Below are 22,868 nucleotides of genomic sequence, written 5' to 3'. Positions count from 1 at the left end.
TTGGTGAGTGGCTACGCGGTATTGATGACTATCGCTTTTCGGATTCGACCATATGACCTCACCAATAAGAACTCAGTGCCCGCATTGCCATAATTTTTTCGATGTACCGCGTGCCCACTTAAACCGAACGAATGCTAAAGGGCGCTGTGGTCATTGCCAACAGGTTTTTCTGATCAACAATTATCTGGTGGTCTCGGCTAATCATCAGCAAACGGATAAGAATAGAAAAATAAGTGTTACTAAACAAAATCCAAAAAATAATGAACGACAGCCTGCCAGCACAACATCAAATCCTGACACTCAAGCTGATAAAGTTAGTACAACTAATAACAGTCACAACAGTGACGATAGCAACATTTACATTTCAAAACCTGCTAAAAAAGCAGAGACTGATTTAGATGATGATATTCTTATTCATGATGATATGGATATCGATGAAACTGCAGGCGATACTTTAGTCGATGACTCATCAGATGGTATGGACCTATGGCTGGCTCAAACTAGCACCGTAACAGACTCCCTTCCAACGTCAAATAAACCACAAAAAACCAGTCCTAAAATGTCAGAAAAACCAGCTCTAAGCTCAGCAGAGGTGAATGATATCCATGCCAGTATTAAAGATACTTCTGACAATACATGGTTAGAGCAGCTCATCAAAGAGCAAAATGACCATGAAGACGTTCCTCAAGCGGATACTGATCTGCCGCAACTACTGATTAAGATGGGGGTGCCCGTCAACGACGAAGATAAAGTCAATCAAGAGCGTACCAGCAAAATCCAAGCACGCATGCAATCTACGCAAACCCAAATCCAAATCTCAATTACAGCATTATTATGGACTACGGGATGCGTGGTACTCGTACTATTACTTTTTGCCCAGTATGTTATTTTTAACTTAGATACCTTGATTAAGAACCCCGCTTACGCTGAGCGGCTACAAACCTTATGCTCCATCGCTGCCTGTAGCTTGCCCAGTGCAGATCTGACAACACTGAGGATTACCGACCTTAATCATAGAGCCAGCCAGGTCAGTACTACAAGCGCGTTCAGCGATGTACGAGCGACACTAAGCAATCAAAGCTCGCAGGCACAGCTACTACCCAATCTCAAAATCAGTGTTCACAGTTCTAATGCTCTCATTAGAGAATTTATTGCGATGCCCGATGACTATCTGCTAAGCCCGCAATATCAGCTAGCAGCCGAAAGTAGCAAGCAATTAATGTTTACCATAGCCATTGCAGACAACCAAATTGATCACGTTACTATTGATCCTATTTATTAATATAAGTGTTAACAAGGCGTATTTTAATAGCTTTTAACACTAGTTCATTAATCCCTATACTATCGATTTAGCGCCCTATTTTTGATATATCATTGATTGGATATACAATAATTTTATTTTTTATTTTACTCCCTTTACTTTCAAGGACATCACCTTATGGCACCTCACGCGCAATACCCTGCCAACCGTTTTGCCCAAAGCTCTGAACACTCTAGTGACTCTACTGATCATAGTCATCGAGACGATTGTCATCATTCAGCCAGTGATTTAGAACAACCAATGAGCAGCGGATCAAATAACTACTCGACTAATCAATTACACGACCACTTAGATAGTCACTTAAATAGTAATGAGAACAACACGCATGAACCTTTACGCGTGCATGTTGAACGTGTAGTACGTCAGTATTTTGCAACGTTAGGTGATGAGATACCAACCGACTTATATGAGCTTATTCTAAAGGAAATAGAACAACCACTATTGTCCGTCGTCCTTGAACAAACGCGAGGCAATCAAACCAAATGCGCGCAAATATTGGGTCTCAATCGCGGTACCCTACGCAAAAAACTTAAAACCTACGATTTAATGTAGCAAGCTTTCAAGCTATAGAGCGATCTACATTTCACATCAATTTGACTAGCGTTTCTTTATAGCCACGATACTTTCGCTGCTAATGTTAACGACTTACGATTTATCGCGTAATCATTCACTGAAAATGTTGATATAATTAACGCTTACCTATCAAAACCAACCCTCTTTATGCATGGTAATTCATAATCTAGACGTCATAAATCGTGATAATCTATGCAATAATGGTCATTACTATCCTGCCAGACGTTTGCGTCAGGCTTTTTTTATGGAACTGTTTTTATGAGTACAACCCCACTTGCACTACTGTCGGTCTCCGATAAGTCTAATATCGTTGAGTTCGCCCAAGGTCTTATTAAAGCAGGTTTTGGCCTACTGTCTACCGGTGGTACCTATCGATTGCTCACAGAGCACAATGTAGCGGTGACCGAGGTATCAGATTACACGGGCTTTCCAGAGATGATGGATGGCCGGGTCAAAACCCTACATCCTAAGATTCATGGCGGCATTTTAGGACGCCGCGGTACCGATGACGCCATCATGAGCGCCCATGGCATTGATCGTATTGATCTGGTGGTGGTTAATCTGTATCCCTTTGCCGAAACTATCGCTCGTGCCGATGTAACCATGAATGATGCTATCGAAAATATCGATATTGGCGGCCCTACTATGGTACGTTCTGCTGCTAAAAACCATGCCCACGTTGGTATTGTTACTAATCCGAGTGATTATGAGCGGGTCATCGAAGCTTTGGGTGACAATACTGAGCTGACCGCTGCTTTGCGTTATGACTTGGCCGTTAAAGCATTTGAGCATACGGCCCAATACGACGGTATGATTGCTAATTTCTTAGGCAGCCGCGTTAATGAAACCCAACAGCCAGAAGCTTTTTCTCGTACTTTTAACTTACAGTTTGAGAAAGTACAAGACCTGCGCTACGGTGAAAATCCGCATCAAAAAGCAGCGTTTTATATAGAAAATCAGCCGCTACAAAGCAAGCAAGTATCTATTGCTACTGCCCAGCAACTACAAGGTAAAGCGCTATCGTATAATAATATTGCCGATACTGATGCGGCGCTTGAATGCGTGAAAGCCTTTACCGCTCCTGCTTGTGTCATTGTAAAGCATGCTAATCCTTGCGGTGTTGCCATTGATAACGATCAAGTCGCCGCTTATCGTACTGCTTTTAGCACCGACCCTGAATCTTCTTTTGGTGGCATTATCGCTTTTAACCGTCAATTAACGGTTGCAGCAGCAAAAACGATTATTGACAATCAGTTTGTAGAAGTTATCATCGCACCAAGTTTAGAGGACGGTGTCCTTCAAGCCACTGCCAGTAAGAAAAATGTACGTGTGCTGGTTTGCGGTGAACTAACCACCTCTGAAGAGCACGTCGCCCAGCTTGATTATAAGCGTGTTAATGGCGGTCTATTGGTACAAGAGCAAGACTCAGGTATTATTAGTGCCAGTGAGTTGAAAATTGTGACCGATATTCAGCCAACAGAAGCACAAATCGCTGACCTTTTATTTACTTGGATAGTGGCTAAATATGTCAAATCCAACGCTATTGTCTATGGTAAAAATCAGCGTACTATTGGCGTTGGTGCCGGTCAGATGAGTCGCGTAAACTCAGCACGTATTGCTGCAATTAAAGCCGAGCATGCTGGATTAATCACTGAAGGTGCCGTTATGGCCTCAGATGCTTTCTTCCCGTTCCGTGATGGTATTGATAATGCCGCAGAAGTAGGCATCTCCGCTATCATTCAGCCTGGCGGCTCTATGCGTGATGACGAAACTATCGCGGCGGCTAACGAACATGGTATCGCTATGGTCTTCACAGGTATGCGCCATTTCCGTCACTAATCTGCTATTAACAAGCCGTTAAGATAACGATATTTTTTAAGAGATATAGTCGATTCAATTTAAAAACCATACAGTGCTACTGGGATGCTACTGTAACAAACGTTTTGCAGCCTCTGTCCCGCTTGCGAACCGCACGCAAGAAAAATTTATACCAGTAACACGTTGCTTGCTATACACGACTCTTTTTTATTGTGAACTGACTATAACCATCGTTCATTAAAAAAGCCCCGGTATATATACCGGGGCTTCTTTATGTTTACTATTTCTTGTTTAGCTACTTATGATTGTTAATAAAGTTATTAACGTCCCTGTGCAGTCGCCATATTGGCTTCATTCACTTCAACTTTATATAACAAGCGCAAATAGTCTAAATAGTCTTGCAGCTGATCTTGTCCTAAATTATCACGAACAATCGCGGCTGTTTGGGCTCTTTCGATATCAGATAGCGGTGATTGTTGTTCGGTTTTGATACGATCGCCAATTATTACCGTCGCGCCTATTTCAGTCTCACTCGCTAGCGCCACTACGCCATTAGCAGGAGCTTGCTGACTAAATGCCAAACCACGCTCTTTCTCTGTCAATCGCGTTGTCTGACGATTCACCTCACCCAATGCTTGGAAGCTTACCGCTTGCTTACTAATATCAGTAGCAGTTTTGATACCAGCCGCTAATTTTTTAGCCTCTTTTAGAGCCAAGGAACTGGCTTTTTGCTGACGCAATGTCTGGGTGATGATTGGCGTTGCCGCTGCCAATGTAAGTGTTTTTGTCGGACGATAGTTGCTGGGCTGTACCCATGCCGTGCCCGCGCCTACTTCGATACCTGTCGTCACTGCCTGATCTTGAATTATAAATTCATCAAAAGCTTGCTTGATGACCGCCGGTTGCGCCAATACTGAAGTATTGTTCTCTTTGCGATAATCTTTAACACGTTTTAGCGCCACGTTTTCTTGCTGAGAGATATCTTCGATACTAAAACCATCCGCTGCCAAGTCATTAATGGCGGTAACTTTATCTCCATAAACGGCCTGACGTTTATATTCTTTAGCTTTAGCTGTCAGTTCCTCACGCATACTGTCTAGGCTTGGTACTTTACTGCCATTGTCTTCGGTTACCGTAAATACCTGATAGCCAAAGCTGGTCTTAATCGGCGCAGTAACGTCACCGACACTTAAGCCTTGCAGGGCGGTTTCAACGGCCGTGGCGTCATTACCAAATACTGATGGGTTAAAGCGACCAATGGCACCGCCATCAGCCCCTGATGGGTCATCAGACTCTTGTTTGGCAAGCACTGTGAATGACTCACCTTTATCAAGGCGTGCTTTAATTTTTTGTGCACGCGCTTTGGCATCATCACCAGTCAATAAGATTTGACTGATTTTACGCTCATCGACCACTGCCAGCCCTTGCTTGTAGCCTTCATACTGCTGCTGCAACTCTTCTGTCTTGACGTTATCAATTTGCATGGTCGCAGGGCTGAGCTGAATATAAGCCAAATCTACCATAGCTACACTTTTAAGCGTGTCTTTATTGGCATTATAATACGATTGCACGTCAGCTTTGGTCAATTTAACCTGCTGCTGATAGTCCTGCCAATTGAAGCGATGCAACCAAATATTGCGCGCCTCTAGTTGCAAATCAATCAATTGACTGACTGCTTTCATCGGATAAATAGCTGTACCAACGATGCTGGCATTGAGCTGGTCAAGACTCAATTGATTGCGAAATTCTGTAAACAGCTGATCCTTATTCATACCGCGCTGACGCAAAAAGTTTGAAAACTGCTCATTAGAAAAGTCACCATTGGCATCTTTAAAAATATCTTCTTGGCGTAACAAACGATTAATAGTGTCATCAGATACAGTCATGCCAAGCTTGCCAGCCTGCTGTTCTAATAAAGTGCGATCAATCAGACCTTTTAACACTTGTTTATGGAGCACATCTTCATTTAGCAAACTGGCGTCATCAAGCTGATCCAAAATTTCAGTACGCCTGCTGTTCACTGCACTTTGATACTCTGATGACCCCACACTTGCCTCACCTACTTGAGCGATTTGATTGGGATCAACGCCGCTTTGGAAGTAGCTTTCAATACCCAATAGAGCAAGCGGCGATAGGCATAAAATCAATAAAATGCGACCAGGCCAGCTTTTTAAAAAATCGCGCAATTTATCCATAATTATCTCTGCTTTATTAACCTATATTGATGAAAAACCATTGTAATACTATTAATAATATTTATGCTATCTGAGCAGGCAATGGCAAAGTGAAGGACATCTGTATTTTATAAACGCAAAGTAAAGCTCGTTTAAGCAACCTATTTTAAATAACAGAGTTACCGCGCGGCCTATGATACGTGATTTTTAGTGTAGACTCAAAATATTCACGCTATATGAGTCATAATTATATCTATAAAAAAAGCACCTCATATAAGGTGCTTTTTTATCAATTGGTGTGCAACTATAGTTATAAGCTGCACAGCAGCAATTTATTATTTTAGTATAGGCTTAGTTCAAGCGCTCTTTTAGGTTTTTACCGGCTTTAAAGCTAGGTACTTTGCTTGCTGGGATATTAAGCTCTTCACCTGTTTTAGGATTACGACCAATACGGGCTTTACGGTCTTTTACGCTAAACGTACCAAAACCAACTAATGAGATGCTTTCACCAGCTTCTAAAGCTTGGCCGATACTTTCCATAACCGCATTTAGGGCATCACCAGCTTGGGTCTTATTTAGGCCACTTTTATCTGCAATGCTATCAATTAATTCTGACTTATTCATAAAATTTCCTTCAAGTTTAAGGGGTATAATAAAAGCTAACGTCAGGCATTGTATCGCTCTCGTGCTATTTAAGCAATAAGAACCATTTTACTTACGTATTAGCAGGTCACACATTGTTAACGTCTTTATAGCAAGGCAGCATAAGGAGCGCAAGCGATTTTACATATTTTCGGCCTCTATACTACGTATTTGACACTTAACGTTACGCAAAATACCTTTAATTTCTCTTAAATCCCCTAAATCTGTTAATCCAGTTGATATAGGCTGAATTCGTTGAACATCATATTTGTTGTTTATGCTAAAAACTTTAAGTACTAAAGGTTGACGTTTATTAATGATACTGTATTTACTTACAGCGCAACAATTTGCTAACTGACAGAGACTAGCGTTACTTTTTATTATAAAGCAGTTATTATAAGCACACTACAACTGCACGTCTTGCATTAACTTTGACTCTTATTCCTCCTTTTAACTTGCCAAATAAAAATGGATTACCTACATGAAGCGTTCTACATTGTCTCACTCTTTTCTTAATATCACTCTGGTGTTCATCGAGTCAGCTTTGACACTGTTGCTACGTTTAGATCCTGAGCTACGTAAAGCAGCTTACCCGCTAGCCAAACAAGGCACTGTAGTTGGTCTCCGATTATATCTACCGCACGTGCAAGTCTTTGCTACTTTTACTTATAAAGGCGTGTTATTAGATGCCAACTTGCCCGCTGAGCGTAGTGAGCCAGATGTCATTATTAACGCTTATAGTATTCAAGTTCTAAACGCTATTACTACCCATGATAGTGAAACCACCGATAAGCTACAAATGCGTGGCGAGATAACTCAAGTACAGCTGGTCAAACAGTTCATTATGCAACTGGGGCTAGGTAGCTTTATTCAAAGCGTCATCAAAAAGGTTAAAGGCAATAAAAGTAAGCCTAAGCCTACTGATGCTGAGATGGAAGAGAAAAAGAGCGACTATAAACTGCGTATCAAAGAACAACAAACCCAAATTAGCACCCTATCTATAAAGAACCGTGAGCTTGAAACCACGGTAAAAGAATTGCATAGCAAGCAAAAAGCACTAATGATTACGGCTGTGGTCGCAGCCATCATTGCAATTGGATCACTTATTGCACTATTTGTGAATTAAGCTTTTATCAATTAAGCGGCTGTTTATAGATTAACTAGGGTAAGTACTTCATGTTATTTTTTAGACCATTTAGCAATCCATCAAAATGCTCGATCACAACGTTAAGCACAAATACCTACCCTACTTGTATGAGCCGCAATCTTATCGGTACTTAACATCCATAGCCATAACGGCACTTAAGACAGATATCCTTAGGACATGCGTACTTAACGAATAAGCAATTAATACTTAGTCACTTATATAGTTACTTATGCAGTCACTTAACATTATTATTGAGCGATATTTGGTTTGACAGTATCTATCCTCTGTGTCTGTTTTTACAAGCATTCATCGGCTTATCCCCTCTCTCATCTCACCTTGAAACACTGATTGTTTTTACTAATAGTGGTGTTAGATTAGATTAACCATTTAACCACATTTCAATCTTGACTAAATCAGTCAGGATTGAGTATAATAACTTTATCGCAGCACACATCGGGTTAACCATCTGTTGTTTAATAGCGACGACGTTTGTCTTAGTGGCGTATCATTTTATGAGTTTCCTATTAATTTTTATTAATAATGCCTATGTGATATCAAATCTAAGCTCGTTATTAACCTTAGCTCATTACCTATCAGTTTGGAGATATTTTATGCGTTTAACGACCCGAGGCAGATATGCAGTCACCGCATTGTTAGATTTGGCAATACAAACCAGCCAACAAGAAGGTGCCGTGTCTTTATCTGATATCGCTAACCGACAATCTATCTCAATCTCTTATCTTGAACAGTTGTTTTCTAAGCTGCGTAAACGTGGTTTAGTAACCAGTATCCGCGGCGCCGCAGGTGGCTACCACTTAGCCAAGCCATTAGATGAGATTGATGTCATGAGCATTATATCGGCGGTTGATGAGTCGGTTGACGCGATGCAATGTGAAGGACGCGGCGATTGCCAAGGTGGTACAATGTGTTTGACCCACGATTTGTGGTGCGCACTGTCCAATCATATCGAACAGTACTTGAATAATATAACATTGGCACAATTACTAAATATGAAAAATGTGCAGTCTGTTTCAGAACGTCAGCATATTTCTTCTATTACAAAAGACATTAATACTATTACCTTATCGACCAGCGAGGCAAACCCAGCATGAGCCAACATAACAAACTTATATACTTAGATTATGCCGCCACTACGCCAGTTGCCAAGTCGGTTGCTGCTAAGATGAGCGAATATCTGACTGTAGATGGTACCTTTGGTAACCCAGCATCACGCTCACACGGCTACGGCTGGCAAGCTGAAGAAGCAGTCGAGACGGCACGTCAACAAGTTGCCGAAGTCATCAATGCTGATCCACGCGAAATCGTCTTTACTTCGGGTGCAACAGAATCTGATAACTTAGCCATTAAAGGTGCAGCGCATTTCTATCAGTCGCGTGGCAAACATATCATTACCAGTCAAATTGAGCATAAAGCAGTACTCGATACTTGCCGTGAGCTTGAGCAAGAAGGCTTTGAAATTACCTATCTTGAGCCGCAAAAAAGCACAGGAATGATTTTACCGCAACAAGTCAAAGACGCTTTACGTGAAGATACGATTCTAGTGTCATTGATGATGGTCAATAACGAGCTTGGTACTATTACTGATATCGCTGCTATCGGCGAAATCACTCGCGAAGCGGGTGTTGTATTCCATGTGGATGGCGCACAAGCCGTTGGTAAAGTACTCATTGATCTTGCAACTACCAAAGTTGATTTGATGAGTTTTTCTGGTCACAAAGCGTACGGCCCTAAAGGTATTGGCGCATTGTTCGTCAGCCGTAAGCCACGTGTGCGCTTAAAAGCCGAGCAACATGGCGGTGGACACGAGCGCGGTATGCGTTCAGGTACACTACCGACGCATCAGATCGTTGGCCTTGGCGCAGCATTTAGCTTAGCCAATAAACGTTATGAAGAAGACCATGCCCATGCGGCGAAATTACGCCAAAATCTTTGGGATGGACTTCAAGATATTGAAGAAATTTACCTAAACGGTGATCTTGAGCACAGTGTTCCCAATATCGTAAATATCAGTTTTAACTTCGTTGAAGGCGAATCATTGATGATGTCGCTTAAAGACTTAGCGGTATCATCAGGGTCAGCCTGTACGTCAGCTACCCTTGAGCCATCATATGTCCTACGTGCTATTGGTCGTCCTGATGAATTGGCTCACAGCTCTATACGCTTTAGCTTCGGTCGTTATACCACCGAAGAAGATATTGATACCGTAGTCCGTCAGATGCATGGTGCAGTTGACAAGTTACGAGATTTATCACCACTTTGGGATATGTATCAAGATGGCGTTGATTTAGATTCCTTAGAATGGGCTGAGCACTAAGATAATAGTACGGCTATATAATATAGCCGTTAAATAAAGAATCAGACAATTATAGAATGAGTATTTGACCCCAATTACCGATGAGTATGTAAACCAGTAGTATTGCTGCTCATCATCTAACTAGGAGAAGAACCATGGCCTATAGTGACCAAGTTATTGATCATTACGAAAATCCACGCAACGTTGGCAACCTTGACAAAAATGCCAAAAACGTTGGTACCGGTATGGTCGGTGCCCCAGCCTGTGGCGATGTGATGCGTTTGCAAATTCAAGTTGATGATAGTGGTATCATTGAAGATGCGCGCTTTAAAACTTACGGCTGCGGCTCAGCGATTGCCTCAAGCTCACTTGTTACAGAGTGGCTAAAGGGTAAAAGCCTAGATCAAGCAGGCGAGATTAAGAATAACGATATCGTTGTAGCGTTGGCATTACCACCAGTAAAAGTGCATTGCTCAGTATTAGCAGAAGATGCGATCAAATCTGCTATTAGTGACTACAAAGGCAAGCACAGTGTTGTTGAAAGTAAGGTAGAAGAAGCAGTCAGCTAAGTTTACTTTAATGTATTCGCTCTTTTATTAACAAGACTATTGTTTGAAAGAGCTGCTGACGCAACGCTACGAGGGTGACAATGACAGTTATGTAATTGTCACCTTTTATTTTAAGTGCTAAAAGTTTAAAGCTTCTTTAGTAGAATAATATCCATATTATTGACAGTCAATAGGAGTTGGCATGATTGAAATGACAGAACGCGCCGCTCAGCATGTTCAAGGATTTTTGGACAATCGCGGTAAAGGTGCAGGTATTCGTGTTGGTATTCGCACGGCAGGATGTTCAGGTCTGGCTTATGTTTTAGAGTTTGTCGATGTGCCTGATGAAAATGACACCCGCTATGATAGCCGTGACGTGAGTATTTTTATCGATCCTAAAAGCTTGGTTTATTTAGACGGCTTATTAATGGATTATGAGAAAGAAGGCTTGAACGAAGGCTTTAAGTTCACCAACCCCAATCAAAAAGGCGAATGTGGTTGCGGTGAATCATTTACGATATAAAATACCTAAGTGTTGCTAGCATAATATTATAACTACTTATTAAAGCCTATTTTTAAGACGGCTTTAGAAGTCAAATTTGCAAAAGATAAATAAATAAAAATAAAAAGTAAGGTACATATTATGACAGATCTCATCCCAGAAGCTCAATTCGATAATTTCTTTGCCCTATTTGAGCAATCTGTACAGTTTGAGCTGTCACAAGATAGTTTAGATCAGCATTTACGTCTATTACAGAAACGCTATCACCCTGACAATGTTGCTAAAAATTTAACTGACAAAACAAAAGCTCAGCAGCATTCTGAGCAAGCCTCCGCATTGATCAATCAAGGCTATCAGACTTTGAGCGCCCCTGACAGCCGCGCCGCTTATCTACTCGATATGGCAGGACAAGCTCAGACGCTTGAAAACTCAATTGCAGACCTCGAGTTTTTAGAAGATGCTATGGAGCTGCGTATTGATCTAGGTGAAGCCATCGATAGCAACGACCGCCCAGAACTAGAAAAACTACATCCACAAATTCTGCAGCGATTGAACAACCAATCGGAACGTTTTAACGCGACATATCAAAACGAGGAATGGTCAGCAGCGATTGATGCCACTCAAAAGTTAAAGTTTTTAGTCAAACTTGATGCCGATATCACCACTGGTCTTGATGATATTGCCAGCGCGGCGCAGACAGACGATGATGATTTATACGTCTAATACTTGGCTAAGACTCATAAAGAAGGTTAAAATAGCATCCACATATCGTGGCATTCATATTTTTAAGTCAATAGTTTAAGCGTACCACTGTAAGCGCGGCTAATTAGTATTTATTACCAACTACTGTAGTCTTTAGGTGAGCCGCGCCAGCCATCGCTTCACTTATGCTCTATTTGTTCAATTTTACTTATTCATTTTATATCTGAGTTATCTTATGTCTTTATTGCAAATTGCTGAACCCAATCAAAGTGCCCAACCACACCAGCATCGTTTTGGTCTTGGAATTGATCTTGGTACAACGCGATCGTTAGTCGCGGTGGTACGCTCGGGCAAAGCGCAAGTATTAGAGGCAGATACCAGTACAGATACTTTATTGCCTTCAGTGGTCTATTATCCAAGCACAGGTACTCCACTAGTCGGTTATCACGCCCTAGCTCAGTTGCCAAATGACCCGAAGAATACCATCACTTCCGCCAAGCGCTTTATGGGTCGCAGCCAAAATGATATTAAATTCTCGCACCCTTATGAATTGAGTGGCAGCGCAGATGCTATGCCAGTTTTTGTCACGGCCCAAGGTGAAGTGTCGCCCGTTGAGGTGTCTGCACGTATTTTGGCTACACTGAAGCAGCGGGCAACAAGTGCTTTACCTGAAGATAGTATTGAAGGTGCTGTAATTACTGTTCCTGCCTATTTTGATGAGGCCCAGCGCCAAGCGACTAAAGACGCTGCACGAGCCGCGGGTATTAATGTTCTGCGATTATTGAATGAACCAACCGCAGCGGCTGTTGCTTATGGGCTCGATAGACCTACCGAAGATGATATTGCTCGTTACTATTTAATTTATGATCTCGGTGGCGGTACTTTTGATGTGTCTATTTTAAAGCTCACTGATGGCGTGTTTGAAGTACTAGCAACCGGTGGCAATAGCGCCCTTGGTGGTGATGATATTGACCGCCTACTTACCAATTGGTTGATCAAACAGCTTAATATTGCGCCAGCAGATGTCAGCCTACACGATAAGTCCGTATTAGCTCAGCAAGCCAAAGACTATAAACAAGCCTTAACGGAAGCTGAACAAGTCGATATCGATATCATTGTTAATGAACAATCCTATAAAGGTGTATTACGCCGTGAAGATTTGATCACTATCGCCGACCCTGTTAGTAGCCGAACGCTGATTGTCTGCGAACAAGTACTACGTGATGCCAAGTTAAGCACGCAAGAGCTCGATGAAGTTATCTTGGTAGGTGGCTCAACCCGAATGCCAGCGATTAAGCAAGTGGTCACAGAGTTTTTTGCTCAGGATCCTTTGTGCCGTCTCAATCCAGACGAAGTGGTCGCATTAGGTGCAGCACAGACAGCGCACCAACTGGTGAATGGTAACAGCGATAATAACTTGCTGCTATTAGATGTCACGCCATTATCGCTTGGGCTTGAGACTATGGGTGGCTTGGTTGAAGTGCTGATTCCACGCAATACGCCTATCCCAGTCAAAAAGCGCCAAGTATTTACCACTTACCAAGACGGTCAGACCGGTATGGTCATTCATGTCATACAGGGTGAGCGTGAAACGGTCGAAAACTGCCGCTCACTAGGGCGCTTTGAGCTATACGGCATTCCGTCAATGAAAGCGGGTTTTGGCCGTATTGAAGTGACTTTTAGTATCGATGCCAATGGACAACTGACTGTTAGTGCTCAAGAAACCACGACAGGTACCGAAAGCAAAATTGAGATTACGCCGGCTTATGGCTTATCCGACGAGCAAAAAGAACAGCTGCTCACTGCTGGGTTTAAACACGCGGAAGAAGATAAAAATGCACGCTCTTCAATTGAAGCTAGAGTAGAGACTGAGCGTGAATTACTGGCATTACAGTCAGCGCTAACTGAGTTCTCAGCCTTATTGACTTCTGAGGAACAGCAAACCTTGGCGGCACAGATGAAAGAGATGCAAACGGCTTTAGACTCTAACGATTCAATGCTTATTGAAGCACAACAAGCTCAGCTTAAACCACATAGTGATGCTTTTGCTGCCCACATTATGAATCAAAGTGTTCAGACCAGTATGGCTGGTACTAGCGCCCAAGATTGGTAGCGTTTAAGACTGATAATTTTAAAGCAATAAATAATAGACTACACCTTAGTTATCTTAGATCCTATGTACATTTTAGATCCCACTTGGATTTCACATTTTTTGAATTGATTAGCACTGGATATATGACCCATGCCAAAAATTACTGTACTACCCCATCACGATGTTTGCCCTGAAGGCGTCGAAGTTGAACTTGAAGCTGGCGAAAATTTATGTAAAGCACTGTTAGAAAAAGGCATTAAGATTGAGCATGCTTGCGAGATGTCAAAAGCCTGTACCACCTGCCATGTTGTCGTCCGTAAAGGCTTTAACGGCTTAGAAGGAATGGACGATATTGAAGCAGATTTGCTAGATCGCGCTTGGGGTTTAGAGCCTGATTCGCGGCTGTCCTGCCAAGTGATGCTCGACGATGAGGATTTAACCATCGAGATACCTAAATACACCTTGAACCATGCCAAAGAAAACCACTAAATAGTAGTAGTTCTGAAGGCCACTGCATTTATATGTATCAAAAAGCCAGCTATTATCATAATAGCTGGCTTTTTCGTGCCTAAACTCAGGCTATATAGACTTGAATTTTGTGTCACGTTTTACTGTTTATCATTGTCCTAGTTCTTAGCTGCATTAGGATCAATTACAGCTGCTTTCTTTTCTTGTTCAATACGTTCAAGCGCAAAATTCAAGCGTTCTCTAATCTCTTTATAATCATTTTCCTTCATATCTTTAAAATTTAGGTGCAGGTTAAAGCCAGGTAGCGTGTGATCAACCCACTTTGAAAAATGCCCTTTATTGGCATCAGGATCAAGCACTTGCCACGCGTCGACCTTGCCATCAAAACCTTTAAGTTGATAGGCGCCCGCATACTCACATTCATAATCATGGCAGATATAGTCGTAGGTGCTTTCGCTAATCAACACCTCCCCTTTGCTGGCGGCCGCTTCAAGCCTTGCTGCCAAATTGGCTTCTTTGCCAATAAGCGTATAACTGAGACGGCTGTTACTGCCAAAATTGCCAACATGACAGTAGCCAGTAGTGATACCGATGCGCAGATATAACCCTTCAAAACCCATTAGTCGCCATTTTTGCCGTAAGGTGCGCATTTCTCGGCGCATATCGATCGCCATGGCCACACAATCCAATGCATCTTGACGCGCGCCGCGACTATCAGGTTCGCCAAAAAAACAAACCATGCCATCACCAATGAACTTATCGATTACAGCGCCGTGCTTATTGGCGATTACCGTCATACAATGCATATAAGTGTTTAAGATATCAGCCAAATTGTCCGCACTTAAACTATCAGACAGCTCAGTGAAGCCTACGATATCTGAAAACATAATCGTCAGCTTTGCGCGTTTATTAGAGACACTGACAGGGCTGTCCGCTCTTACAATCGGTTCCCAAATCTGAGGAGGTATAAAGCGGGTCAGCTTGTTGATGACCGAAACCATCGTATTGAGACGCCCCGCTGCTTGTTGAGCACGCACTTCATAACTGATATATCCGTGATATACGTGTCGAAAATGACACACGATGACTATGATACTGGCTAGCAAAACCGTTGCTGGTAACCAACCTTCATTACAGTCTATATCAGTGCCATTTAAAAGCACGCTATAGTAAAACCTTTCTAAAAATGTTATAAATTAAATCAACCAAACCATTATCATCACAAATAACCATGACTTATTCACTAGATTTTCGCAAACAAGTTCTCAAAAGCTTAGATGACGGCATGACCTATGCTCAAGCGGTTGAGTTTTACGATCTTAGCCCAACCACCATACAGAACTGGAAGAGACGTATCCACAGTAAAGCAACAAGACAAACCAAGCCTCATAAAATAATAGATGACGTTTTACTCAATGATGTTAAAGAATATCCTGATGATTACCAATATGAGCGAGCCCGTCGACTAAACTGTAGCTCAACAGGCATTCACAGCGCCTTAAAAAGGCTGAAGATTAGCAAAAAAAAAGACCTTAGAGCATCCCAAAGCCTGTCCAATCAAGCGAGCAATCTATCAGAGTAAGCTTACGTCCTACATCAAAGATGGGTTTCCCATGGTATACATGGACGAGAGTGGCTTTGAGCATGAAACCATGCGTCCTTATGGTTACGCGCCTATTGGCAGTCCTTGCATCGACAGCTACAATTGGCAAGCCAAAGCTAGAACCAATGTCATTGGTGCTTTATATGGCAAAGTGCTGTTTGCGCTTGATTGCCTTGAGACCAACATCAATGGAGACATATTTTATGGCTGGTGCAAAAACATACTAATTCCAAGTCTTAAAACTAAGTGCGTGATCGTTATGGATAACGCGAGCTTTCATATGAGCGAGGATAAAGCAAAGCACTGCTTTGCCCGAGCGCAAGACGAGAGCTGTGCTCGAGTGTACAAAGACTGCTTAATAGGCACGGTCATCGATTATTATTTCTACCACCATACAGCCCTGATTTAAATCCTATTGAGAAGAAGTGGGCTCAAGTAAAGTTTCTACGGCAAGGATGGATGGAAAACGACTTATCTAAATTGTTTTATGATATTCATCCAAGGCATAACTCTTTTGTAGTGAATTGACTATAACATAATAGAAAATAACGGCCGTCACCATCGACACTGTAAGCAATTTTAGATGATTTTCAGAACTGCTAATAATGATACGGATGCTGATTAAGGAAGCCAAACTGAATGACATCACGGTGCAAAACTGTAGCAATCCAATGACTACGGACAATAGAATAATGACAATATTAGACGTCCAAAAGCTCGTTTGACGTCGATAGTTATAAAGAAGAATCATTAAACTTGGTAGGCAAACAACGATCAGCAGTGCCATTGAGGTAGGACTAAACTCAAAATATAAAGCAAGCAGTATGACAGTAAGTATTAAAACAAAAACTTCTGGATAATCAAACCGATACACCCCAATGTTTTCCGATGAGATCTTCGGTCGCAAAGTATGTAGGAATGCCATGTCCGATTTTCGCTTCAGTAGTGAAAACTAATAAGAGTAAACAAGCAATAAGGGGATAACTTGTGTCTATAGCAACTATAATTTAAGAACGTATAACGATTATGCTGATTTACTATTATACGAGTATAATCTTATGGAATACATACGCGACTCTCAACTTAATAGGGGCTATCGTAGGCTGGCGCTTTTAGCCCAGCCAATCGTAATAATTTGCTAAAAACGCTGGGCTAAAGCCACAGCCTTGTATCTTGACTAGATGCTAAATTTAATCAAATCTTGATATACTTTATCATCTACTCACGAGCATTGTGAGCGTGACCACAGCCTTAGTGCTTAGACACTGTAACGTAGATTACGCCCAATGCTCATCCTTTCATCTTCACAATCTGAATGGTATCCAAGTGCCTTAGTATAAGTGACACTGAATGAACAAGGGAAGATAATAAGATGACACAGTATATTGGAATAGACATCAGCAAAGCCAAACTTGATCTTGCTTGGCTTAAAGATATCGAAAAACCTAAAGTTAAAACCAAAGTCTTTAAGAACGACAGTACCGACTTCTTAAAGTTGATTGACTGGCTCAAATCCAACGTGACTGAAGATTTGAGCGACATTCATATCATCTTAGAGGCCACTGGCGTCTATCATGAGAACATCGCCTACTACCTGTATGACCAAGGGCTATCCGTTAGTATCGTTAATCCTGCCTTTGTCAGAAGCTATGCGGATAGCTTAGGCTCTCGTCATAAAACAGACAAACAAGACAGTATTCTACTAGCGCGTTACGCCCATAGTGCCAAACCTAATCTATGGACACCGCCGCCGGCTGAAGCCCGTCATTTAAAGTCCCTGCTATCTCGCCTAGATGCTTTGCAACAAGACCTAATGCGTGAGCAGAACCGTCAAGAGAAAGCGGATGCCACGGATACTGCTGTTATCGTTAAAACCTCTATTGAACAGATGATTAGTGCCCTAAAAGAGGCTATAGCTAATCTCAACGATGACATTGATACTCATGTAGAGGATCATCCTAACCTTAAACAAGACTAAGTACTGCTTCAGACAATTAAAGGCGTTGGTCCTGCCACCTCAAGACAGATGCTGTCCTTAATGCACAATAAAAGCTTTACTAAAGCCTCGCAAGCGGCAGCATTCTTAGGACTGATACCCAAGCAAGTGCAGTCCGGTCAGTTTAGAGGTAAAACCCGCTTGGCTAAAAATGGTTCTAGTGCTATTAGAGCTAAGTTGTACATGGCAGCAGTAGTCTCAACCAGATGGAATCCTGATATAAAAGCTCAATATGAGCGCCTCTTAGCTAATGGTAAGTGTAAGATGCAAGCCATTTGTGCTGCCATGCGAAAACTTGTCCATATCTGCTTTGGTGTGTTAAAACACCAGATGCCTTATCAGCCTCAAATAGCCAAAACTGCTGCTTGATTATGATTTGGCAAGATGGTATCTACGCCAAAAATTATGATAGTTGAGAGTGGGGTGGAATACATGTCATTCACAACCAAAACAGCAAAACCCAATTACATTTGCCAGTCAAATGGCATCTGATGATGACCACGTAGTGCCATCATTAAGGTTTGTTGCATTTGTGCCAATACCTCTTTAGTATAAGGTATAGCAGGGACACCCCAAACTGGGTTTGGCCATTGCATATCGTTTTGATAGCGCACAATATGATGAAAGTGTAGCTGGGGAACTTGATTGCCGAGTGCCGCAACATTCATCTTATCGGCTTGAAAAGTTTTGGCAAGCTGGCTTGACAACCAGCTCGACTCACGCAAAAACTGCGTTTGATCGGCCTCAGATAACTCATATAACTCTTTGATACCCGATACACGCGGTACCAGAACTAACCAAGGAAACTGGCAATCATTTATCAGACGACACGTCGATAATGGAAAATCACCCACCAAAAAACTATCGGCGGCAAGCTTAGGATGCAGTTGGAACATAATGACGGGTTCTCTTGTTATAAAATATTAATAAAAGGAAATAAGAAGTAAGTAAGAATAGATATCGACGCTATTTTATCAGGTATCTACAGGATAAAATAGCAGTAGCGCCATTTAGCTCGTGGCTGTACCTTTGGTGCTATATAACGAGTCACTATGTTCTCTCTACTGCCGATGTAACCTCTGCTACCCTGTGCTCACTAAAATAGCGTAACAGCTCTTGTACCATTTCGACTCGCTGCGGCGCGGTCTCAAGCTTATCAGGATTGCTATAGCGAATACCGGACGCGCCATTCATGCGGTAATGCTGACCATTAGATTGAATAAGTTTAATAATGGCTAAGGCATCAACAGGCGTATCGGGTGCAAACTCTAAGGTTATGCTCTTGCTATTAGCATCGATTTTATTAATCTTTAAGAGCTCAGCTTGTATACGTAGACGATGAACGGCAAACAGCTGCTTGGTTTGATCCGGCAACGTGCCAAAACGATCTATCATCTCGGTACGAATATCGATCAGCATCTCTTTATCATCGGCCTTACCGATACGCTTATAAAACAATAGACGCTGATGTACATCATGAACATACTCTTCAGGAATCAGGGCTGAGCTGTGCAAATTAATCTCACTGGTTAGCGACAGTGGCGTATTTAAATCCAGCTCTTTACCCGCCTTAATAGCTTTAGTAGCACGCTCAAGCATGTCCATGTATAAGCTAAAGCCAATCGCCTGCATATTACCACTTTGCTGCTTGCCTAATATCTCACCGGCGCCGCGAATCTCTAAATCTTCACTTGCCAGCATAAAGCCTGCACCCAGCGTATTAGCACGCTCAATCGCATGTAAGCGGCGCTTGGCATCACCTTTAAGGCCTTTAATGGATGGGACTAGCAGATAGCAATAAGCCTGATGATGGCTACGTCCTACCCGGCCACGCAGCTGATGCAACTGGGCTAAACCAAATTTATCCGCACGTTCAATAATAATAGTATTGGCATTGGGTACATCAATACCAGTTTCAATAATTGTCGAACAGATAAGCACGTTGAATTTTTTATGATAATACTGCTGCATAATTTGTTCAAGTTGCCGCTCTTGCATCTGTCCATGCGCCACCCCTACCCGCGCTTCGGGAACCAGCTCGCGAATAGTTTCTGCCATACGCTCAATACTGGCAACATCATTATGTAGCAAATAGACCTGTCCACCCCGTAACAGCTCACGCAATATGGCCTCTTTCATCAAGGCTTCTGTCTTTTGCATGACAAAGGTTTTAATAGCCAGACGACGCGCTGGTGGAGTGGCGATAATTGACATATCACGCATACCTGACAACGCCATATTAAGAGTTCTTGGAATGGGCGTTGCGGTCATCGACATGCTATCGACATCAGTCTGAATGGCTTTGATACGCTCCTTATGACGCACACCAAAGCGGTGTTCTTCATCGACAATCATCAACCCTAAATTAGCAAACTTAACATCTTTCTGTAGCAGCTTATGGGTGCCGATGACAATATCAACTTTACCAGCAGCCAAATCAGTCAATACGGTTTCTTGATGTTTTTTACCGCCAAAACGCGACAAAGTCTCAATACGTACCGGCCAATCAGCGAAGCGATCTAAAAAGTTATCTTCATGTTGTCCTGCTAGCAAGGTCGTCGGTACCAATATCGCAACTTGATAGCCGGCACTTACCGCAATGAACGCTGCACGCATGGCCACTTCTGTTTTACCAAAGCCAACATCACCACAAATCAAGCGATCCATTGGTTGGTTTTGTTTCATGTCATCCATCACAGCATGGATAGCATTGGCTTGATCTGGGGTCTCTTCAAACTCAAATTGACTGGCAAATATCTCATATTGCGAGTGATCGATTTTGAAATGAATACCGACCTTTGCTTCACGCCTTGCTTGCATATTCAGCAGTTCAGCAGCCACATCATGAATTTGCTCCAGTGCTTTTTGTTTGGCTTTATCCCACTTACCACTGCCAATCTTATGCAGAGGCGCAAGAGCAGGATCACCGCCGCTATAACGGCTAATCATTTGTAGGTTGGCGACTGGCACATAAATGCTAGCTTCATCGGCATACTTAAGATGTATAAATTCTTGCTCACCATCGCCCACATCTAAGGTAATCAGACCGCTATAACGGCCGATACCATGCTCAATATGGACGATTGGACTGCCTTGGGTCATCTCGGTGACACTTTTGACCAAAAACTCTTCTGACACCCCACTCTGCCGACGGCGGCGCGTTTGTAATATTTGCCTGCCAAACAGTTGGGTCTCACTAATGATGACTAAGCGCTCGGGAACATAAACCCCGCGCTCAATAGGGGCAACCGTCAAACTAACACTGGGTCGATCGTTTTTCTTATTCACAGCACCAGTATGGTCGGCTGCTAAAAAATCTTTAAAACTACCGTAAGCCTGTAACTCAATTTTGCCTTTAAACAACTCGATCAAAATCTCACGGCGACCAGCAGTTTCAGCAACCATCAAGACCGGCGTCAATGTTTGTGCTTGTAGATGCAGGAAGTCAAGCAGCTCGGCTAACGGCTCGGTTTTTTGATGATTGACCGATAGCTGCGGTGGTGCTTGGGCACTGAGTGTCACTAAACCTTGCTGTTTAGTGGGTTTTGATATTGAATTTGAAGTTAAAGCATCGTCATCAATAGCCGCTACATCTGTCATGGTAGCCAGCTCATCACGCGCACTCAATATGACTCTTGGGTAGTGATTAAGATGTTCATTTAAAGTATTAGATAATAAATATAATAGCTCAGGTGCGACTATGGGCTTATCCATGTCATGTCGACGCTCTTCATAACGGCGCTGGATTTGTGACCAGTAATCTGCTTGTCGCTCGCTGATCAGCTCGTCAGTAACAAATAAGGTATCTTTAGGAAAATAAGCAAATAGAGTACTCGCTTGTTGCCAGTCTTTTAAATCAAAGAATAGTGGCTGATAATATTCAAGACCACTACTGGCAATGCCTGCCATCACATCTTTGTGTAGCTCAAACTTACGACTGCTAGCATTAGGGAACATAGCAGCAAAGTTCATACGAAAGGTTTCTTTGCCTTCGTCTAATGGAAACTCTTTTGCGGGTAGTATTTGAAACTGTTGAATGGGCTTGGAGATATCTGGCAGCTTATGTAATAGCGACAGCGGCTCTTGCCCTATACTGGTATCACTACCTGAGGCCATCGCTTTAAGATCATCAGTCGTTAAGGTCCGCTGAGTCTGCGGATGAAAAAAGCGAATAGTCTCAATTTCATCGTCGAATAAATCTAAACGCAGTGGAAACGGTTGACCCATTGCAAAAATATCGATGATACTACCACGCACCGCAAACTCACCCGGCTCAAATACATTGTCAACTGCTCGATAGCCGGCTTTTACCAATAGCTCACGCTGGGTATTAATATCGAATCTATCACCGACACTCAAGTCAAAATGCTGACCGATAAGCCAGCTGGGTGGTGCAACACGGTGCATTAGCGCCTGTACCGAGATAAGCAGGACGCCTGACGTTGGCATATCAGTCAATAGATTGATACGTTCACTGACGATATCTTGATGCGGTGATAGCTCATCATAGGTTAAAGTTTCCCAGTCAGGAAACACATAGGCATCAACTCCGCAAAACGCCAGCTCAGTCTCTATCTGATTAAGCTGATTTTGGTCGCGAGCCACCACAACTTTTAGGCGCTCTGCCACATCCCATATAGGCGCACTGACTAAACTTGCCAGCCATAGACTGCTCACGGCTCCATGGACGGGCGCAAGCCAACGCCGCTGCGTGTCTTGAATTGGAAATAGCTGTTGATTAATAGGGGAAAAGGCGTCAGTTAAGGCAGAGATAGGCATAGCAAATAGGGTCAGGGTTGAGAGTCAGAGGACTATTATACGAACATTTCGACCATTGACCAATGGTTTATGCCGTAACGGTTTGTCACCCCGTTTATTATCTCGTGCGCTGACTTCATTTTATAGCCCTTATGTTAGGCCCTCATGCTCATTTGACAATGCAAAGCATTTTGTTAAAATGGAGAAATT

Annotated in this window: 22 protein-coding genes; 16 read left to right on the top strand and 6 right to left on the bottom strand. The window is 42.5% G+C overall.

All coding sequences use genetic code 11. The annotated features are described in order from the left end of the window. Nucleotides 1-52: 52 nt before the first annotated feature. From U1P77_RS02755 to purH, 3 genes are all read left to right on the top strand, one after another. On the top strand, nt 53-1,282 hold the full coding sequence (locus U1P77_RS02755) for a zinc-ribbon and DUF3426 domain-containing protein (RefSeq protein ID WP_321155885.1): 1,230 nt from the start codon (nt 53-55) through the stop codon (nt 1,280-1,282). A 156-nt stretch (nt 1,283-1,438) separates the two neighbouring features. Next, nucleotides 1,439-1,873 carry a DNA-binding transcriptional regulator Fis gene (gene fis, locus U1P77_RS02750; RefSeq protein WP_321155884.1) on the top strand — a complete coding sequence of 145 codons (435 nt, stop codon included), beginning with the start codon at nt 1,439-1,441 and terminating at the stop codon, nt 1,871-1,873. Between the two features lie 279 nt (nt 1,874-2,152). Further along, nucleotides 2,153-3,733 carry a bifunctional phosphoribosylaminoimidazolecarboxamide formyltransferase/IMP cyclohydrolase gene (purH, locus tag U1P77_RS02745; RefSeq protein ID WP_321155883.1) on the top strand — a complete coding sequence of 527 codons (1,581 nt, stop codon included), beginning with the start codon at nt 2,153-2,155 and terminating at the stop codon, nt 3,731-3,733. Between the two features lie 299 nt (nt 3,734-4,032). Here purH and U1P77_RS02740 read toward each other — a convergent pair whose 3' ends face one another. Together U1P77_RS02740 and U1P77_RS02735 are read right to left on the bottom strand one after the other, a co-directional pair. Continuing rightward, complete coding sequence (locus U1P77_RS02740; protein WP_321155882.1) at nt 4,033-5,907, bottom strand: SurA N-terminal domain-containing protein; 1,875 nt, start codon at nt 5,905-5,907, stop codon at nt 4,033-4,035. A gap of 330 nt (nt 5,908-6,237) precedes the next feature. Next, nucleotides 6,238-6,510, bottom strand: a complete 273-nt coding sequence (locus tag U1P77_RS02735; protein WP_321155881.1) for an HU family DNA-binding protein — start codon at nt 6,508-6,510, stop codon at nt 6,238-6,240. Nucleotides 6,511-7,009: 499 nt separating this feature from the next. On the opposite strand from U1P77_RS02735, the gene U1P77_RS02730 reads away from it, so the two are divergent. The 8 genes from U1P77_RS02730 (at nt 7,010) to fdx (ending at nt 14,322) form a co-directional block, all read left to right on the top strand. Then, on the top strand, nt 7,010-7,654 hold the full coding sequence (locus tag U1P77_RS02730; RefSeq protein ID WP_321155880.1) for a hypothetical protein: 645 nt from the start codon (nt 7,010-7,012) through the stop codon (nt 7,652-7,654). A gap of 632 nt (nt 7,655-8,286) precedes the next feature. After that, on the top strand, nt 8,287-8,787 hold the full coding sequence (locus U1P77_RS02725) for an Rrf2 family transcriptional regulator (protein ID WP_201554033.1): 501 nt from the start codon (nt 8,287-8,289) through the stop codon (nt 8,785-8,787). Continuing rightward, complete coding sequence (locus tag U1P77_RS02720; protein WP_321155879.1) at nt 8,784-10,010, top strand: IscS subfamily cysteine desulfurase; 1,227 nt, start codon at nt 8,784-8,786, stop codon at nt 10,008-10,010. The genes U1P77_RS02725 and U1P77_RS02720 overlap by 4 nt, the downstream gene beginning before the upstream one ends. Nucleotides 10,011-10,144: 134 nt before the next feature. Beyond that, nucleotides 10,145-10,558: a Fe-S cluster assembly scaffold IscU gene (gene iscU / locus U1P77_RS02715; protein ID WP_321155878.1), complete on the top strand. Its 414-nt coding sequence runs from the start codon at nt 10,145-10,147 to the stop codon at nt 10,556-10,558. Between the two features lie 181 nt (nt 10,559-10,739). Continuing rightward, the gene (gene iscA, locus U1P77_RS02710; protein ID WP_209957985.1) at nt 10,740-11,060 is read left to right on the top strand and encodes an iron-sulfur cluster assembly protein IscA; all 321 of its coding nucleotides are present in this window, start codon (nt 10,740-10,742) and stop codon (nt 11,058-11,060) included. A gap of 120 nt (nt 11,061-11,180) precedes the next feature. Next, nucleotides 11,181-11,762, top strand: coding sequence for a Fe-S protein assembly co-chaperone HscB (gene hscB / locus U1P77_RS02705; RefSeq protein WP_321155877.1), 582 nt, complete (start codon nt 11,181-11,183; stop codon nt 11,760-11,762). A 214-nt stretch (nt 11,763-11,976) separates the two neighbouring features. After that, nucleotides 11,977-13,854: a Fe-S protein assembly chaperone HscA gene (hscA, locus tag U1P77_RS02700; protein WP_321155876.1), complete on the top strand. Its 1,878-nt coding sequence runs from the start codon at nt 11,977-11,979 to the stop codon at nt 13,852-13,854. A 129-nt stretch (nt 13,855-13,983) separates the two neighbouring features. Next, nucleotides 13,984-14,322 (top strand): ISC system 2Fe-2S type ferredoxin, encoded by a 339-nt coding sequence (fdx, locus tag U1P77_RS02695; protein ID WP_321155875.1) that lies wholly within the window; start codon nt 13,984-13,986, stop codon nt 14,320-14,322. A gap of 137 nt (nt 14,323-14,459) precedes the next feature. Here the strand turns inward: fdx and U1P77_RS02690 are convergent, their stop codons facing one another. Continuing rightward, on the bottom strand, nt 14,460-15,464 hold the full coding sequence (locus U1P77_RS02690; RefSeq protein WP_321155874.1) for an adenylate/guanylate cyclase domain-containing protein: 1,005 nt from the start codon (nt 15,462-15,464) through the stop codon (nt 14,460-14,462). 68 nt (nt 15,465-15,532) lie between these two features. Between U1P77_RS02690 and U1P77_RS02685 the strand changes: the two genes are divergently transcribed. The 3 genes from U1P77_RS02685 to U1P77_RS13495 are packed head-to-tail and all read left to right on the top strand — an operon-like array spanning nt 15,533 to nt 16,432. Beyond that, nucleotides 15,533-15,883, top strand: coding sequence for an IS630 transposase-related protein (locus U1P77_RS02685; protein WP_321155100.1), 351 nt, complete (start codon nt 15,533-15,535; stop codon nt 15,881-15,883). A gap of 31 nt (nt 15,884-15,914) precedes the next feature. After that, nucleotides 15,915-16,313: a transposase gene (locus U1P77_RS02680; protein WP_321155873.1), complete on the top strand. Its 399-nt coding sequence runs from the start codon at nt 15,915-15,917 to the stop codon at nt 16,311-16,313. Further along, nucleotides 16,208-16,432 carry a transposase gene (locus U1P77_RS13495; protein ID WP_414479062.1) on the top strand — a complete coding sequence of 75 codons (225 nt, stop codon included), beginning with the start codon at nt 16,208-16,210 and terminating at the stop codon, nt 16,430-16,432. Before U1P77_RS02680 ends, U1P77_RS13495 begins: the two co-directional genes overlap by 106 nt. On the opposite strand, the gene U1P77_RS02675 is transcribed toward U1P77_RS13495, so the two are convergent. Beyond that, nucleotides 16,380-16,829, bottom strand: coding sequence for a hypothetical protein (locus tag U1P77_RS02675; protein WP_321155872.1), 450 nt, complete (start codon nt 16,827-16,829; stop codon nt 16,380-16,382). The genes U1P77_RS13495 and U1P77_RS02675 overlap by 53 nt on opposite strands. Nucleotides 16,830-17,276: 447 nt before the next feature. Here U1P77_RS02675 and U1P77_RS02670 point away from each other — a divergent pair, with 447 nt between their 5' ends. Continuing rightward, a complete protein-coding gene (locus U1P77_RS02670) occupies nt 17,277-17,882 on the top strand; it encodes an IS110 family transposase (RefSeq protein WP_321155871.1) in 606 nt (201 codons plus the stop codon). Nucleotides 17,883-17,885: 3 nt separating this feature from the next. Further along, the gene (locus U1P77_RS02665; RefSeq protein ID WP_321156591.1) at nt 17,886-18,269 is read left to right on the top strand and encodes a transposase; all 384 of its coding nucleotides are present in this window, start codon (nt 17,886-17,888) and stop codon (nt 18,267-18,269) included. Nucleotides 18,270-18,364: 95 nt separating this feature from the next. Here the strand turns inward: U1P77_RS02665 and U1P77_RS02660 are convergent, their stop codons facing one another. Next, nucleotides 18,365-18,796 (bottom strand): HIT domain-containing protein, encoded by a 432-nt coding sequence (locus U1P77_RS02660; protein WP_321155870.1) that lies wholly within the window; start codon nt 18,794-18,796, stop codon nt 18,365-18,367. Nucleotides 18,797-18,950: 154 nt separating this feature from the next. Further along, nucleotides 18,951-22,679 carry a transcription-repair coupling factor gene (mfd, locus tag U1P77_RS02655; RefSeq protein WP_321155869.1) on the bottom strand — a complete coding sequence of 1,243 codons (3,729 nt, stop codon included), beginning with the start codon at nt 22,677-22,679 and terminating at the stop codon, nt 18,951-18,953. Nucleotides 22,680-22,868 lie beyond the last annotated feature (189 nt).

The sequence above is a fragment of the Psychrobacter sp. LV10R520-6 genome, from assembly GCF_900182925.1.
Classification (GTDB): domain Bacteria; phylum Pseudomonadota; class Gammaproteobacteria; order Pseudomonadales; family Moraxellaceae; genus Psychrobacter.
The sequence above is the reverse complement of the archived record's forward strand: the minus strand, read 5'-3'. Positions and strand labels throughout refer to the sequence as shown.

Excerpts from the sequence above, each read along its gene's own strand:
- U1P77_RS02740 (WP_321155882.1), bottom strand. The coding sequence starts at position 5,907 with ATGGATAAATTGCGCGATTTTTTAAAAAGCTGGCCTGGTCGCATTTTA.
- fdx (WP_321155875.1), top strand. The coding sequence starts at position 13,984 with ATGCCAAAAATTACTGTACTACCCCATCACGATGTTTGCCCTGAAGGC.
- iscU (WP_321155878.1), top strand. The coding sequence starts at position 10,145 with ATGGCCTATAGTGACCAAGTTATTGATCATTACGAAAATCCACGCAAC.
- fis (WP_321155884.1), top strand. The coding sequence starts at position 1,439 with ATGGCACCTCACGCGCAATACCCTGCCAACCGTTTTGCCCAAAGCTCT.
- U1P77_RS02685 (WP_321155100.1), top strand. The coding sequence starts at position 15,533 with ATGACTTATTCACTAGATTTTCGCAAACAAGTTCTCAAAAGCTTAGAT.
- U1P77_RS02680 (WP_321155873.1), top strand. The coding sequence starts at position 15,915 with ATGGTATACATGGACGAGAGTGGCTTTGAGCATGAAACCATGCGTCCT.
- mfd (WP_321155869.1), bottom strand. The coding sequence starts at position 22,679 with ATGCCTATCTCTGCCTTAACTGACGCCTTTTCCCCTATTAATCAACAG.
- U1P77_RS02730 (WP_321155880.1), top strand. The coding sequence starts at position 7,010 with ATGAAGCGTTCTACATTGTCTCACTCTTTTCTTAATATCACTCTGGTG.
- U1P77_RS02670 (WP_321155871.1), top strand. The coding sequence starts at position 17,277 with ATGACACAGTATATTGGAATAGACATCAGCAAAGCCAAACTTGATCTT.
- purH (WP_321155883.1), top strand. The coding sequence starts at position 2,153 with ATGAGTACAACCCCACTTGCACTACTGTCGGTCTCCGATAAGTCTAAT.
- U1P77_RS02660 (WP_321155870.1), bottom strand. The coding sequence starts at position 18,796 with ATGTTCCAACTGCATCCTAAGCTTGCCGCCGATAGTTTTTTGGTGGGT.
- U1P77_RS02735 (WP_321155881.1), bottom strand. The coding sequence starts at position 6,510 with ATGAATAAGTCAGAATTAATTGATAGCATTGCAGATAAAAGTGGCCTA.
- iscA (WP_209957985.1), top strand. The coding sequence starts at position 10,740 with ATGATTGAAATGACAGAACGCGCCGCTCAGCATGTTCAAGGATTTTTG.
- U1P77_RS02675 (WP_321155872.1), bottom strand. The coding sequence starts at position 16,829 with ATGGCATTCCTACATACTTTGCGACCGAAGATCTCATCGGAAAACATT.
- U1P77_RS02720 (WP_321155879.1), top strand. The coding sequence starts at position 8,784 with ATGAGCCAACATAACAAACTTATATACTTAGATTATGCCGCCACTACG.
- U1P77_RS02755 (WP_321155885.1), top strand. The coding sequence starts at position 53 with ATGACCTCACCAATAAGAACTCAGTGCCCGCATTGCCATAATTTTTTC.
- U1P77_RS02725 (WP_201554033.1), top strand. The coding sequence starts at position 8,287 with ATGCGTTTAACGACCCGAGGCAGATATGCAGTCACCGCATTGTTAGAT.
- hscB (WP_321155877.1), top strand. The coding sequence starts at position 11,181 with ATGACAGATCTCATCCCAGAAGCTCAATTCGATAATTTCTTTGCCCTA.
- hscA (WP_321155876.1), top strand. The coding sequence starts at position 11,977 with ATGTCTTTATTGCAAATTGCTGAACCCAATCAAAGTGCCCAACCACAC.